The following is a 15,361-nucleotide window of genomic DNA, read 5'->3' as shown; positions in this document are numbered from 1 at the left end:
GGAGGTGTGAAGAGTGTCAATCAAGTGGGAGGATGAAAGCATGAAACTCGCAAAGAAACTCGCAATCGGCGTGGCATTTGCCGTCGCCATGATGGCCGGCACGGCAAGTGCCGCCGACATCAAGATCGGTCTCGTCGTCAAGTCGCTCGGCAACGGCTTCTTCGATGCCGCCAACAAGGGCGCGCAGGAAGCTGCCAAGGAGCTCGGCGGCGTCGAGGTCATCTATACCGGTCCGACGACGACGACGGCCGAAGGCCAGATCGAAGTCATCAACTCGCTGATCGCTCAGGGCGTCAGCGCCATCGCCGTTTCGGCCAACGATCCCGACGCGCTCGTTCCGGCGCTGAAGAAGGCTGCACAGCGCGGCATCAAGGTCATCTCCTGGGATTCCGGCGTCGCACCTGAAGGCCGTATTCTGCAGCTCAACCCGTCGTCCAACGAACTGATCGGCAAGATGTGCCTGACGCTCGTCAAGGACCATCTTGACGGCGGCAAGGGTGACTTCGCCATCTTGTCGGCGACGACCACCTCGACCAACCAGAACATCTGGATCGACCAGATGAAGAAGCAGCTCAAGGATTTCCCGGGCCTCAACCTCGTCACCACGGTCTATGGCGACGATCTCTCGGACAAGTCCTATCGTGAAGCCGAAGGCCTCTTGAAGGCGAACCCGAACATCAAGGTCATCGTCGCTCCGACGACCGTCGGCGTTCTCGCCGCTTCCAAGGTCGTCGAAGACAAGGGTCTTGTCGGCAAGGTCTACGTCACCGGTCTCGGCCTGCCGTCCGAAATGGCCGGCGCGATCAAGTCGGGCGCCACGAAGGAATTCGCCATCTGGAACCCGATCGATCTCGGCTACTCCGCAACGCAGATCGCCTATCGCCTCGTCAAGGGCGAGACCGACGGCAAGCCGGGCAGCGAGATCGAAGTCGGCCGCATGGGCAAGATCAAGGTCGGCGACAATGGTGAAGCCGCCATGGCCGATCCCTTCGTCTACAATGCTTCGAATATCGACCAGTTCTCCAAGGTCTTCTGATCCGGAACCACCGCATTAAAGCCCGGCGGCCTGATGGCCGCCGGGATTCTCATTCGACACTGGTAGAAGCTTGATGAACGCTGCCTTTCAACAAACCGCCACGGACAGCAAAACCGGTGATGCGCCCGCCATTCTGGAAATGCGCGGCATCTCCCAGATCTTTCCGGGCGTGAAGGCGCTCGACAATGTCAGCATCGCGCTGCATCCCGGCACGGTGACCGCGCTGATCGGCGAAAACGGCGCCGGCAAATCGACGCTGGTCAAGATCCTGACCGGCATTTACAGGCCGAACGAAGGCGAGATCCTGGTCGACGGCCAGCCGGTGACCTTTGCCAGCGCCCAGGCCGCAATCGATGCCGGCGTCACCGCCATCCATCAGGAAACCGTGCTGTTCGACGAGCTGACGGTTGCCGAGAATATCTTCCTTGGCCACGCGCCGCGCACGCGTCTGCGCACCATCGACTGGCAGGCGATGAACAGCCGCGCCAAGGCGCTGCTGACCGCGCTCGAAAGCAATATCGATCCGACGATCCGGCTGAAGGACCTCTCGATCGCGCAGCGCCACCTGGTGGCGATTGCGCGCGCGCTGTCGATCGAGGCCCGCATCGTCATCATGGACGAACCGACGGCAGCCCTTTCCCGCAAGGAGATCGATGATCTCTTCCGCATCGTCCGGGGCCTGAGGGAAAAGGGCAAGGCGATCCTCTTCATCAGCCACAAGTTCGACGAGGTCTACGAGATCGCCGATGATTTCGTCGTCTTCCGCGACGGCCGCGCCGTCGGCCAGGGCCGGCTCAAGGAAACGCCGCAGGACGAGATCGTCCGCATGATGGTCGGCCGCGACGTCGAGAATGCTTTTCCGAAGGTCGATATCGCCATCGGCGGCCCGGTTCTGGAGATCCGCAACTACAGCCACCGCACCGAATTCCGCGACATCTCCTTCACCCTGCGCCAGGGCGAAATTCTCGGCATTTACGGTCTGATCGGCGCCGGGCGCTCGGAACTGTCCCAATCGCTCTTCGGCATCACCAGGCCGGCCTCCGGCACCATGATGCTCGAAGGCCGCGAGATCACCATCCATTCGCCGCAGGACGCGATCCGCGCCGGCATCGTCTATGTGCCGGAGGAACGCGGCCGCCACGGGCTGGCGCTGCCGATGCCGATCTTCCAGAACATGACGCTGCCTTCGCTTACCCGCACCTCGCGCCGGGGCTTCCTCAGGGCGGCAGAAGAATTCGCGCTTGCCCGCAAATATGCCGAGCGGCTGGACCTACGCGCCGCCGCCCTTTCCGTCCCGGTCGGCACGCTGTCGGGCGGCAACCAGCAGAAGGTCGTCATCGGCAAATGGCTGGCGACGGCGCCGAAGGTCATCATCCTCGATGAACCGACAAAGGGCATCGACATCGGCTCGAAGGCGGCCGTGCACGGCTTCATCAGCGAACTCGCCGCCGAGGGCCTGTCGATCATCATGGTCTCGTCCGAACTGCCCGAGATCATCGGCATGTCGGACCGCGTCCTGGTGATGAAGGAGGGTCTCGCCGCCGGGATTTTCGACCGCGCCGAGCTGTCGCCGGAAGCGCTGGTGCGCGCCGCCACCGGCAATGCATGAGGCCCGCAATGCATAAGGCCCGGCAATTCATAAGGCCCAGGAATTCCTAAGGTATGAGCATGGCAAGACTGATCAGAAAACGCGAAACCCTGCTGTTCCTCATCATCGTCGTGATGATCGCGATCTTTTCGACGCGCGCTGCCGATTTCGCAACGCCGGAGAACCTCGCCGGCATTTTCAACGATACCTCGATCCTGATCATCCTGGCGCTGGCGCAGATGACGGTTATCTTGACGAAATCGATCGACCTGTCGGTCGCCGCCAACCTCGCCTTCACCGGCATGGCGGTCGCGATGATGAATGCCGCCTATCCCGACCTGCCGCTCGTCGTGCTGATCCTTGCCGCGATCGTCATCGGCGCCTGCCTTGGCGCCATCAACGGCTTTCTCGTCTGGGCGCTCGAAATCCCGCCGATCGTCGTCACACTCGGCACGCTCACAATCTATCGCGGCATGGCCTTCGTGCTTTCGGGTGGAGCGTGGGTCAATGCTCACCAGATGACGCCGGTCTTCCTGTCGGTGCCGCGCACGCCGATCCTCGGCCTGCCGGTTCTTGGCTGGGTGGGCATCGTCATCGTGCTGCTGATGTATGTCCTGCTCAGATACACCCAGTTCGGCCGCTCGGCCTATGCCACCGGCGGCAATCCGACCGCGGCCGTCTATGCCGGCATCGATACGGGCTGGACGAAATTCCTGGCCTTCGTTCTGTCGGGCGCGCTTGCCGGCCTTGCGAGCTATCTCTGGGTGTCGCGTTATGCTGTTGCCTATGTCGATATCGCCAACGGCTTCGAGCTCGACAGCGTTGCGGCCTGCGTCATCGGCGGCATTTCGATTGCCGGCGGCGTCGGCTCGGTCGCCGGCACCGTGCTCGGCGCGCTCTTCCTGGGCGTCATCAAGAATGCGCTGCCGGTGATCGGCATTTCGCCCTTCACGCAGATGGCGATCTCCGGAACCGTCATCATTCTCGCCGTCGCCTTCAACGCCAGGCGCGAGCGCAACCGCGGCCGCATCATCCTGCGCGACCGCGCCGCAGCCGAGATCAGAACGGAGGCCGCAGCATGAGCACCGTGTCCACCCACGAAAAGCGGGTCATCCCCGACCGCCTCGGCACACCCTTTCGCCGCATCGCCGCAAGCTGGGAAGTGCTGCTCTTTGCCGTCGCTGTGCTGATCTTCATCTTCAATTCGCTGGCTTCGCCCTATTTCCTCGATGCCTGGAACCTCTCGGACGCCACCTTCAATTTCACCGAAAAGGCAATGATTGCCTTCGCCATGGCGCTGCTCGTCATATCGGGTGAGATCGACCTCTCGGTCGCCGCGATCATCGCGCTCGCCTCGACGGCAATGGGCGCGGCAGCGCAGGCCGGCATCGGCACACCGGGCCTCGTCGCGATCGGCATCGGCACCGGCCTTGCCTGCGGCATCTTCAACGGCGTGCTGGTCTCGGTGCTGAAACTGCCGTCGATCGTCGTCACCATCGGCACGATGAGCCTTTTCCGCGGTATTTCCTATATCGTGCTCGGCGACCAGGCCTATGGCAAATACCCGGCTGATTTCGCCTATTTCGGCCAGGGTTATGTCGTCTGGGTATTCTCCTTCGAATTCGTGCTCTTCATCGTGCTGGCGATCCTTTTCGCCATCCTGCTGCATGCGACGAATTTCGGCCGGCAGGTCTATGCGATCGGCAACAACGACTTCGCCGCCCGCTTCTCCGGCATTCCGGTCGAGCGCGTCAAATTCATCCTCTTCCTGTTGACCGGCGTCATGAGCGGCGTTGCCGCCGTCTGCCTGACCTCACGCCTCGGCTCGACCCGGCCGTCGATCGCCCAGGGCTGGGAACTCGAGGTCGTCACCATGGTCGTGCTCGGCGGCATCTCGATCCTCGGCGGCTCCGGCACCATCGTCGGCGTCGTCATCGCCGCCTTCGTCATGGGTCTCGTCACCTTCGGCCTCGGCCTACTGAACGTGCCCGGCATCGTCATGTCGATCTTCATCGGCCTGCTTCTGATCATCACCATCGCCATCCCGATCATCGCCCGTCGCATCAAGGTCATGAGCTCCCGATGACTTTAGAAAAACACGCCTTCAAAATGCAGCTCAATCCCGGCATGGAAGCCGAATACCGCAGGCGGCATGACGAGATCTGGCCGGAACTGGTCGATCTCCTTCATAAATCAGGGGCCAGCGACTATTCCATCCATCTCGACCGCGAAACCAACACCCTGTTCGGCGTGTTGACGCGGCCGGCCGACCACACGATGGCGAGCCTGCCGGACCATCCGGTCGTGAAAAAATGGTGGGCGCACATGGCCGATATCATGGCGACCAATCCCGATAATTCACCGGTCCAGAGCGACCTGGTCACCGTCTTCCATATGCCATGAACGCCATCTCCTATCGCCGCATCGCAGTCCTCGATATCGGCAAGACCAATGCCAAGGTCGTCGTGCTCGACAGCGAGACGGGCGCCGAGATCGCCGTGTTGAAACGGCCGAATATCGCGATCAAAACCGGTCTCTATCCGCATTACGACGTGGAGGCTCTGTGGTCTTTTGCGCTCGATGCGCTGAAGAGCCTTGCGCGCGAACCTGGCTTCGACGCCATTTCGATCACAACCCATGGCGCCTCCGCAGCACTGCTTGGCCGGGACGGCACGCTTGCCATGCCTGTCATCGACTATGAACACGAATATCCGCAGGACATCCGCGACGCCTATACGCGGCTGCGCCCCTCCTTCGACGAAACCTTCTCGCCGCGCCTGGCGATGGGTCTCAATGTCGGCGCACAGCTGCACTACCAGAAGAGCGCCTTTCCCGAGGAATTCGCTAAGGTGGCGACCATCCTCACCTATGCGCAATATTGGACGGCGCGGCTGACGGGTGTTGCCGCCAATGAGCTGACCTCGCTCGGCTGTCATACCGACCTCTGGAACCCTAAGGCCGGCCGCTATTCCTCGCTCGTCGACAGGCTCGCCATTCGCGACCTCATGGCGCCGATCCGTTCCGCCTTCGATGCGCTCGGCCCGGTCCTGCCGGATATCGCCACGGAGCTCGGCCTCACCTCCCCCGTGCCGGTCTATTGCGGCATTCACGATTCCAATGCCTCGCTGCTGCCGCATCTGGTTCATCGAGAGGCACGCTTCGCCGTCGTCTCCACCGGCACATGGGTGATCAATTTCGGCGTCGGCGGCGATCTCGATCACCTCGATCCGAAACGCGATGCGCTCGCCAATGTCGATGCCTATGGTCGGACCGTCCCTTCCTCGCGTTTCATGGGTGGGCGGGAATTCGAGATCCTGTCGGCCGAGATCGGCCCTGCCGACGAAAATGACACTCAGGCGGCAATCGGCCCGATCATCGACAAGGGCATGATGCTGCTGCCGAATATCGCCCCGGGTTCAGGGCCTTTCCCGGGAAAGACAAGCCGCTGGATCGGTGCCGAAGAGGCAAGCCTCGAGGAGCGCTCTGCCGCTGCCTGCCTCTATCTCGCTTTGATGACCGATGCCTGCCTCGGACTGATTGGCGCCAAGGGCCCGGTTATCGTCGAAGGGCCTTTTGCGCTGAATGGGAGCTATCTCAAGCTGCTTGCCGCCCTGACCGGCCGCGAGGTCATGGCCCTTCCGGGTTCGACCGGCACCAGCCAGGGTGCGGCCCTTCTTACCGGCATCCGGCCAGTGTCGGGTGCCGAGACGCATGTTCCGCCGACCGATATCCCCGGACTGACCGCCTATCGCACCCGCTGGTACGCGGCGATGGAATAGGAGTCTTTCCAAAAGCGGCCTTGTTCGTCCCAACCTTCTCGCTAGTGTGGCACCTCGAAAATCATGTCGAGGAGATAGCATGACAGAGACATTCGATCCCCGCGCCCTTGCCACCCGGCTTCACAGCCTGCGCCAGGCCGGCCGACAGGAAGCAACGAGCGCTTTCGCGCTGCCAACCGATCTCCATCAGGCGATGGAGGCGCAGGATTTGCTTGCCGCTGCGGGCGGCATTTCCAGCAATGCCTGGAAGGTGACGGTCTCGCCGCAGGGCCAGGCGGTCACCGGCCCGCTGCATCCCTATGCCGAAGCCGTCTCGGGCGCTGACATTCCATGGTATCCGGGCCTGAAATTCGAGACCGAGATCGCCGTCCGCCTCGGCAGCGACCTGCCGGTCCGCGCCGGCATTCCTTACAGCCGCACTGAGGTGGTCGAGGCGATATCCGCTGTCTATCTCGGCGCCGAGCTGCTGGTCAGCGCCGTGAAGGAAAGCGGCAACGTTTCGTTTCTGCTGTTCGTCGCCGACCGTCTCGGCAATAGCGGCTATGTGCTCGGCCCGAAGCTCGAAAAAAGCGTCGTCGATACCGCCGGTAGCACGCCGCTCAAGGTCACCCATGCCGGCCGCACGATCTATGATGGTCCGGCACAGCATCCGAAGGGCGACGTTCTCACCTGGCTCGTCGATTATGCCAATGACGGCTTGCGCCCGCAGACATCGCTGAAATCAGGTGCGCTCATCACGACGGGCACGTTGAGCGGCGCGATCGAACTGACCGAACCCGGCGAGATCGACATCCTGCTCGGCAATAGCAGCCTCAGCTTCTCTGTGTCGAAGGTCTGATTGACCCCGATTTTCCCTGGATTGGTGCCGGATTTGGCAATTGCCATCCGGTTCGGCCTGCGGTAATAAACTTGAGTGCAAATTGAAGGTTTACTTCCGGCGCGTCGCCGGAGGCGGAAGTGGAAATGACGTTTCAACCGCGGATGCAAAACAAGATCCAGGGCTTTTCCGTCGTCGGCGGCGTGCATCGCCGCCTGTGGAACGGCATCGTCGCCGATGTCTGGGACGTGGAATGCGCCTCTTATGCCGGCGGCTATTACGTCTCGCGCGATCCGCGGCTGTTCATCATGCTCGACAAGCGGGGACCGGGCAATTCGCATATCAAGCTCTCGCCGAAGGAGCAGGGCACCGTCCAGGACACCGAGAAACGGCCGATCTCCTATGTGCCGGCCGGCATGGAAGTCTGGGCCGATCTGACCGACGTGCATTCGGTGCGCCACCTCGACATCCATTTCGACACCGAGACCGTCAGTCGCCGGCTGATGGAGGATATCGATCCGCGCCGTCTCGAAAGCCCGCAGCTTCTGTTTTCCGATGAGCGGGTGCTGTCGCTGGCACAGCTGGTCGCCGCCGAATGCCTCAATCCGGAGCCGTTGCACGATCTCTATGGCGACGGCCTAGCATTGGCGCTGATCATCGATGTCCTGAAAATTGCCAAGGCAATGCCGCGCAAACGCAGCAAGCTGGCCTCCTGGCAGCTTCGCCGCGCCACCGAATTCATCGAGGAAAATTGCCTGCGCAATATCCGCCTCGAGGAACTCGCCGGCCTGACAGGCCTGTCGCAATCGCATTTCAGCCATGCCTTCAAGGCCTCGACCGGCATCGCTCCGCATCAATGGCAGACCAATGTCCGGCTCGACAGGGCAAAGCGGCTGCTTGTCGAAAGCGAAAATGCGTTGACCGCAGTCGCCGCCGAAACCGGCTTTGCCGATCAGGCGCATTTTACCCGCGTCTTCCGCAAGCATATCGGCATCACGCCGGCGAGCTGGAAGAAGGCACAAGTTGCCTGATTGCAACGCTTGGCGGGCAATTGTTTGCAACGCGGAGAATTGCCCAAAAACGTTCAATTTTCCCCGATCGCGACAATCCACCCCGGTAAAACTGAGTTAGTCACTCATCTTATTCAGGGCTTCGCCGCACGCGGGTATCGCGCGGCACGAGTGGGGTATAGGACATATGCGCGGGCAGACCAGGGGTCTCAATTTCAAGGTAATTCTATTGGCAGGAGTGGCGATCGCCGGCCTGATCGCGGGCTCCGCCGCGGCGCAGGAAGCGAATTCGACTGAGCTCGCGCCGATCGTCATCCAGGGCGGCGGCGACACCGCCACCAGTCCGGTCAAGGGCTATGTCGCCAAGAACTCCTCCGCCGGCTCGAAGAGCGACACTCCGCTCAACGAAATCCCGCAATCCGTCTCCGTCATCGGCACCCGTGAAATGGACGATCGCGGCATTACCAACAAGATCGACGAGGCGCTGCTTTATACACCCGGCGTCACCTCGCAGCCCTTTGGCAACGACGGCGATACCGACTGGTTCTATATCCGCGGCTTCGACGCGACGCAGACCGGCGTCTACTTCGATAATCTGACGCTGTTCAGCTATGGCTTCGGCGGCTTCCAGCTCGATCCCTTCATGCTGGAGCGCGTCGAGGTGCTGAAGGGTCCGGCCTCGGTGCTTTACGGCGGAGCAAACCCCGGCGGCATCGTCAATCTCGTCCGCAAGCGCCCGCTCGACGAGCCGCTGTTTTATACCGAGATCGGCATCAACAGCAACGGCAACGCCTTCACCGGCTTCGATGTCTCCGACAAGGTCGGCTCCAGCGGAACGATGAGCTACCGCATCACCGGCAAGGTTGCCGGCGGCGACAATTATTCGGATTTTTCCGAGGATCTGCGCGGCTTCATCATGCCGCAGCTCACCATTTCGCCGGATGACAGCACGAGCCTGACGGTCTGGGGTTACCTCGCCGGGCTCGACCAGGTGCATACCGGCAACGGCTTCTTCCCTTATGTCGCCACTGTCGAGGATGCGCCTTTCGGCAAGATCGACCGCGACGCCTTCTATGGCGAGCCCGACATCGACAACGGCAGCTATGTGCAGAAAATGATCGGCTACGAATTCGAGCATGAATTCGACAATGGCATCAAGTTCTCGCAAAATGCGCGCTACGGCCATCTCGACAAGCATGAGATCGGCCCCTACCTGAACGGCTGGGTCGGCGGCGTGCCGACGGGTCCGGACTACCAGCTGGCGCGCATCGGCTTCGAAGGCCGCTCGGGGGTCGATAGCGTCTCGATCGACAACCGGCTCGAAGGCGAGACCGAAATCGGCGGCGCCACGCATAATCTTCTCGTCGGGCTCGACTACACCTATTACCGCCTCGAAAATTGGCAGGCCTGCTGCGGCTCCAATTCGATCAGCGCGACCGATCCCACCTATGGCACGACACAGGGCGCCAATTTCGTCTATGCGGACGGCGTCGTCACCAAGAACCAGATCGGCGTCTACGCCCAGGATCGGATCCATTTCGGCGATGGCTGGCTGCTGACGCTCAACGGCCGCTACGACTATGTCGATATCGACCAGGACGCCGTAATCGGCACGACCTACAGCACCAACGACAGCGCGCTCAGCGGCCGCATCGGCCTTGCCTATGAGTTCGACAATGGCTTGACGCCCTATGTCAGTGCTGCGACTTTCTTCAACCCGCTCGTCGGCACCGGTGTTTCCGGCGCCTTGAAGCCGGAAGAGGGCGAGCAGTTCGAAGGCGGCATCAAGTATGAGCCGGCCTTCATCGACGGTTCGCTGAACGCCTCGGTCTTTCACATCACCAAGCGCAACAACACGGTGACCAACCCGCTGACCTTCGCCCAGAGCCAGCTCGGCGAGGTGGTTTCACGCGGCGCCGAACTCGAAGGCAAGGTCAATATCAACGAGAACTGGAAGGTTCTCGCATCGCTTGCCTATACCGACATGGAGGTGATGGAGAACGACGCCAATCCGGCGCTGGTCGGCAATTCACCCTATATCGTCCCGAAGATGACGGCCTCTCTCTGGGTCGACTACACGCTGAGGACAGGGGCTTTCGAGGGCATGAGCCTTGGTGCCGGCGTCCGCCATCAGGGCTGGTCCTGGGCCGATGAGGCCAATACCGAGAAGGTGCCGGCCGCCACGCTCGTCGACGCTGCGATCCGATATGAGAAGGAAAACTGGGGCGCCTCGCTCAACGTCGCGAACCTCTTCGACAAGGAATATGTCAAGGGTTGCGGCGGGCTAACCGTCTGCGGTTACGGCGATGCCCGCACCATCACCTTCAAGCTCAGCAGGAAGTGGTAAGTTGACAATCTGAGTTTAGTTTTGCAGGAACCTGTGGGGAAAGGGAGGGCCTGCCCTCCCGAACCCGTTGCAGCGCCGAACCTGGAGCAGACCATGCCTTCGCCTTTCCTTGCCCTGTCGGCGATAGATTATGCCATCGGGCCGAAATCCATCCTGTCCGGCATCGACCTGACGCTTGAGCGCGGCCGCATTTACGGACTGGTGGGGCCGAACGGTTCCGGCAAGAGCACGCTTTTGAAGATCATCGCCCGCCAGGTCGCGCCGAAATCCGGCGCCATCTCCTTCGACGGCAAGCCGGCGGGTGACTGGGGCAGCCGGGCCTTTGCCCGGCACGTCGCCTACATGGCGCAATTCACGCCGGCGACCGACGGGATGACCGTGCGGGAACTCGTGGCGCTCGGCCGTTTTCCCTGGCACGGCACGCTTGGCCGCTTCACCGCGACGGATCGCAACATGGTCGAGGAGGCGATCGTCCGCACCGAGCTCGAGGATTTTGCCGATCGTCTCGTCGCCAGCATGTCCGGCGGCGAACGCCAGCGCGCCTGGATCGCCATGATGCTCGCCCAGGACGCCCGCTGCCTGCTGCTCGACGAGCCAACGTCGGCGCTCGACCTCGCCCATCAGGCCAGCGTTCTCTCGCTAGTCATGGAACTCAGCCATGAACGCGGGCTGACCGTCATCATCGTGCTGCACGATATCAACCTCGCTGCGCGCTATTGCGACGCGATCATCGCGCTCAAACGCGGCCGGATCACTGCCGAGGGCACGCCCTCCGAAATCATGCAGGCCGACACGCTGCAGTCGATCTTCGGTGTCGGCATGGGCGTCTTCCCGCATCCGGTTCGAAACGAGCCGGTCAGCTATCTGTTGTAGACCATGGCTGTTTTCTCCCGCAGGCAGTTTCTGGCCGGTGCGGCGGCCTTGCTCTCCGCCCCCGCGCGTTTGCGGGCGGCGGAGGGCTTGCGCGTTGCGACACTCGATTGGGCGCTGCTTGAAACGCTGCTGGCAATCGGCGCGAATGTCGTTGCGGCGACGGAACTGCGGCAATTCCGCGAGGTGGCGGTCACGCCTGACGTGCCGGCCACGACTGCCGATCTTGGCCTGCGCGGCACGCCGAATTTCGAGGTGCTGCGGTTTGTACGGCCGGACCTGATCTTCAACTCGAACTTCTATGCCTGGGCAGACCAACGCATGCGCGGAGTCGCGCCTGTGGAAAGCCATGCGATCTACAAACCCGGCGAAAGCCCCTTTTCGCTTGCCGAACAGGCCACACTTGCAATCGGCGAGCGCCTGCAGCTTGCCACCGCCAGACAATTGACCGAAGAGCTTGCAGCCAGGCTCGATCGCCACCGGGCCCTCCTTGCCGCCGGTGACGGGCGTCCGGTGATCCCGATCAATCTCGGCGATGCCAGGCATTTCCGCGTCTTCGGCTCCGACAGCATGTTCGGCGAGGTGCTGAAACGCGTCGGCCTCACCAATGCCTGGCAGGCTCAGACCAGCTACTCGGCCGCCGCTCCCGTCGGCATTGAGATATTGGCATCGATGCCCGACGCCTGGATCGTGATGATCCCGCCACACCCGGCCGATGCGCTCGCCACGCTGGCGACCAGCAGCTTCTGGAATGCGTTGCCGGCCGTGCGCGAAAAACGCGTGCTGATGCTCGGTTCGATCAATCCCTATGGCGCACTGCCGGCGGCCGGCCGCTTTGCCGATCTTCTGGCGGAGGGGCTTCAACATGCATGGAATGGTTAGCCGCGCCAAGCCCGCAGGAAGCGCGGGCACGCCCGTCTTGGCGATATTACTGCCCGTACTCTGCATCACGGCCTTCGCACTCCTCATCGTAACGCGTCCTGAGGTTCCGAAGGGCGATGCCGATGCAGCCATGCTGAACAGCGTGCTGCTCTGGAACAGCATCATGCCCCGCGCCATGTTGGCATTGATTGCAGGCGCAGCACTCGGTCTTTCCGGCACATTGTTGCAGCGTGTCCTGCGCAATCCGATCGCCGATGCCTCCACGCTCGGCATCGCCTCCGGGGCGGAACTGGCAATGACCGCGGCCATGGGCTTCTCGCCCCTGCTCATCGGATTTTCGCGCGAGATGGCCGCCTTCGGCGGCGGACTCGCGGCTGTCGCCATCGTGTTGGCTCTGAGCTGGCGGCGTGGGCTCGAGCCGGTGACCGTCGCACTTTCTGGCCTGATCGTCAGCCTGATCGCCTCCGCCCTCAGCGTCACGCTGATCCTTTCGCGCGGCGAATATGCCATGTCGATCTATATCTGGGGCGCCGGTTCGCTCAGTCAGCAGGATTGGAACGGCGCGCTCTCGCTCGGGCCCCGGCTTATCCTCGGCTTTGCCGCCGCTCTTCTCCTGGTGCGGCCGCTCCGTATCCTTGCCCTCGACGACAGCGGCGCCAGGAGCCTCGGCCTTGCCCTGCATTCGACCCGCCTGGCGATCATCGCACTCGCCGTCTGGCTTGCCGCCTCGGTGATATCAGAGGTCGGCGTCATCGGTTTCGTCGGGCTCGCAGCCCCGGCCATCGCAAGGCTTGCCGGCGCACGCAGCACCGGCAAACTGATGCTGACCGCACCGCTGATGGGCGCCGGCCTGCTCTTCCTGACCGATTGCCTCACCCAGATCCTCGGCCCCGGCTTTACCGATCTTGCGCCGACAGGAGCCGCAACCGCCCTGCTCGGCGGTCCCTTATTGCTTTGCCTGCTGCCCAGCGTGCATTCCGTTTCGGCCGTTGCCACCCAGTCGAACGCAGCGCTGAACAGGCTCGCTAAGCCGCTTCTGGCCCTTGGCGCGCTTTTTACTGCCCTCGCCCTGATCTTCGCCGTCGTCCTCGCCCTCGGCCCTGCCGAGGACGGCTGGCATGTCGCGACCGGCTCGCTCTTGACTGATCTCCTGCCCTTCCGACTGCCGCGAACGATCGTGGCGGCCGGGGCTGGCGCCATGCTGGCAGCAGCCGGCTTCATCATGCAGCGCGTCACCGGCAATCCGATCGCCAGCCCCGAGGTCCTGGGCGTCAGCAGCGGAGCCGGTGCAGGTCTGACCGTGGCGCTCTTCCTCTTCGGCTTCCCCTCGCCCATCATCATGCTGCTTGCCATGGCGCTCGGCGCGCTGGCAGCCTTCCTTGCAATGATCGCCATAGCAGCCCGCGCCCAATTCTCGCCGGAACGCATGCTGCTTGCCGGCGTCGGCATCGGCTCCTTCGCCATGGCGATCGTGACCATGGTGCTCGCAAAGGGCGATATGCGCGGCTATATCCTGCTGACATGGCTTTCCGGCTCGACCAACCGCGCCGGCGCCTTCGAAGCCTGGACGGCCATCATCTCGCTCGTCGTGCTGACGGCGCCCTTGCCCTTCCTCAGCCGCTGGCTGACGATCCTGCCGCTTGGCGCCGGCCCCAGCCGCGCTGCCGGCCTTCATGTCGGGGCAAGCCGGCTGGCGCTTGCCATCCTCGCCGCGCTGATGACGGCGATCGCCTCATTCCTTGTCGGGCCGCTCAGCCTCACCGGCCTGATTGCGCCGCATCTTGCCCGCCTTGCCGGCTTCCGCGCCCCGGGCCACCAGCTGACGGCGAGCCTTCTCCTCGGCGCCGGCGTGCTGATGGCGGCGGACTGGCTGTCGCGCATCGTCATCTACCCCTACCAGGTGCCGGTCGGCCTCTTCGCCGCCCTGATCGGCGGCCCCTATCTCATCTGGCTGCTTTCGCGAAAGGAGGTTCAGCAATGATGGCTGAACGATTTACAGTATCCGGCATCGCGATCACCGCCGATCCCGGCAGAATGCTCGACGAGATCTGCACACATTTCGTCGAGCACGGCACCGTCACCCGAAACGGCGACGCCGTGACAGTCGAGACGATGATCGGCAAGGCCGATATAAGTCGAGACGGCCAGGCACTCGCGATCGAGCTCTCCTGCCGGAGTGCGCGAGCGCTGCAGAATGTGCGGGCCATCCTTGCCGAACACCTGTTCGACTTTGCCGGCGAGGCGACGCTGGAGCTCACCTGGTCCGATGCTCCAAAGGCGGACCGCCTGCCCGATCTGCGCGAAATCCGCGTCATCGGCGCCAAAAACATCACCCCGCATATGCGCCGGGTTACCGTCGCCTGCGACGACACCAGGCATTTTGCCGATGGCGGTCTGCATTTTCGCCTGCTCATTCCGCCGAAGGGGCGCCCACCCGTGTGGCCGCAATTGCGCCCCGATGGCCGCATCCACTGGGCGAGCGGCGAAGACGCACTGACCGTGCGCATCTATACGATCCGCAGCGTCGATGTGGAGCGGGGCGAGATGGAGATCGATTTCGTCCTGCATGAGGGCGACAACATGCCCGGCGCCGAATGGGCGATCAACGCCAAGCCGGGCGACATCGCCGGCGCCCTCGGGCCGGGCGGCGGCGGAGTTCCCGACGCAACGTCGATCATCCTTGCCGGTGACGAGACGGCGCTGCCCGCCATCTCCCGCATCACCGCCGATATCCCCGAGGGAAGGCGGCTCACGATCTTCCTCGAAGTCGACAGCGCGGCGGAAGAACAGCCGTTACCCTCGGCAGGCATTCTCGATGTCACCTGGATGCATCGAAACGGCAAACCGGCCGGCACGCTTGATATGATCGAGAAATCAATCAAGAACGCGCTCAGCGATGCGGATGCCGACACCTTCGTATGGGCCGGCTGCGAAAGGGCGGAAGCCAAGCGCATTCGCGACTTCCTGAAGACCGAGCGCGGCCATGACCGCCGGAGGATGAGCATCGGCGCCTATTGGGAGCGCTGATCAGC

13 protein-coding genes are annotated in these 15,361 nt (G+C 62.8%); all 13 read left to right on the top strand.

The genetic code is table 11. The features are described from left to right. Nucleotides 1-40 precede the first annotated feature (40 nt). The 13 genes from rhaS (at nt 41) to AC2444_RS33275 (ending at nt 15,356) form a co-directional block, all read left to right on the top strand. Complete coding sequence (gene rhaS, locus AC2444_RS33335; protein ID WP_003553864.1) at nt 41-1,036, top strand: rhamnose ABC transporter substrate-binding protein; 996 nt, start codon at nt 41-43, stop codon at nt 1,034-1,036. A 73-nt stretch (nt 1,037-1,109) separates the two neighbouring features. Beyond that, the gene (locus AC2444_RS33330; RefSeq protein ID WP_128449713.1) at nt 1,110-2,645 is read left to right on the top strand and encodes a sugar ABC transporter ATP-binding protein; all 1,536 of its coding nucleotides are present in this window, start codon (nt 1,110-1,112) and stop codon (nt 2,643-2,645) included. A 59-nt stretch (nt 2,646-2,704) separates the two neighbouring features. Then, entirely contained in the window at nt 2,705-3,706 is a 1,002-nt protein-coding gene (locus AC2444_RS33325) for an ABC transporter permease (protein WP_128449775.1), read from the top strand. Beyond that, on the top strand, nt 3,703-4,710 hold the full coding sequence (locus tag AC2444_RS33320) for an ABC transporter permease (RefSeq protein ID WP_003553869.1): 1,008 nt from the start codon (nt 3,703-3,705) through the stop codon (nt 4,708-4,710). The genes AC2444_RS33325 and AC2444_RS33320 overlap by 4 nt, the downstream gene beginning before the upstream one ends. After that, entirely contained in the window at nt 4,707-5,027 is a 321-nt protein-coding gene (rhaM, locus tag AC2444_RS33315) for an L-rhamnose mutarotase (RefSeq protein WP_003553870.1), read from the top strand. Before AC2444_RS33320 ends, rhaM begins: the two co-directional genes overlap by 4 nt. After that, entirely contained in the window at nt 5,024-6,403 is a 1,380-nt protein-coding gene (locus tag AC2444_RS33310; protein ID WP_128449714.1) for an FGGY-family carbohydrate kinase, read from the top strand. The genes rhaM and AC2444_RS33310 overlap by 4 nt, the downstream gene beginning before the upstream one ends. Nucleotides 6,404-6,482: 79 nt before the next feature. Next, nucleotides 6,483-7,241 (top strand): fumarylacetoacetate hydrolase family protein, encoded by a 759-nt coding sequence (locus AC2444_RS33305; protein ID WP_012763263.1) that lies wholly within the window; start codon nt 6,483-6,485, stop codon nt 7,239-7,241. Between the two features lie 125 nt (nt 7,242-7,366). Further along, nucleotides 7,367-8,251 carry a helix-turn-helix domain-containing protein gene (locus AC2444_RS33300; RefSeq protein ID WP_041935778.1) on the top strand — a complete coding sequence of 295 codons (885 nt, stop codon included), beginning with the start codon at nt 7,367-7,369 and terminating at the stop codon, nt 8,249-8,251. Between the two features lie 166 nt (nt 8,252-8,417). Then, complete coding sequence (locus tag AC2444_RS33295; protein WP_128449715.1) at nt 8,418-10,577, top strand: TonB-dependent siderophore receptor; 2,160 nt, start codon at nt 8,418-8,420, stop codon at nt 10,575-10,577. Between the two features lie 93 nt (nt 10,578-10,670). Further along, on the top strand, nt 10,671-11,450 hold the full coding sequence (locus AC2444_RS33290) for an ABC transporter ATP-binding protein (RefSeq protein WP_128449716.1): 780 nt from the start codon (nt 10,671-10,673) through the stop codon (nt 11,448-11,450). A 3-nt stretch (nt 11,451-11,453) separates the two neighbouring features. Beyond that, entirely contained in the window at nt 11,454-12,329 is an 876-nt protein-coding gene (locus tag AC2444_RS33285; RefSeq protein ID WP_128449717.1) for an ABC transporter substrate-binding protein, read from the top strand. Next, on the top strand, nt 12,322-14,310 hold the full coding sequence (gene fhuB, locus AC2444_RS33280) for a Fe(3+)-hydroxamate ABC transporter permease FhuB (RefSeq protein WP_128449776.1): 1,989 nt from the start codon (nt 12,322-12,324) through the stop codon (nt 14,308-14,310). The genes AC2444_RS33285 and fhuB overlap by 8 nt, the downstream gene beginning before the upstream one ends. Beyond that, nucleotides 14,307-15,356, top strand: coding sequence for a DUF2218 domain-containing protein (locus AC2444_RS33275; RefSeq protein ID WP_128449718.1), 1,050 nt, complete (start codon nt 14,307-14,309; stop codon nt 15,354-15,356). The genes fhuB and AC2444_RS33275 overlap by 4 nt, the downstream gene beginning before the upstream one ends. Nucleotides 15,357-15,361: the final 5 nt, after the last annotated feature.

The organism is Rhizobium sp. WSM1328 (genome assembly GCF_057653715.1).
This window is presented reverse-complemented; position numbering and strand designations above follow the sequence as displayed.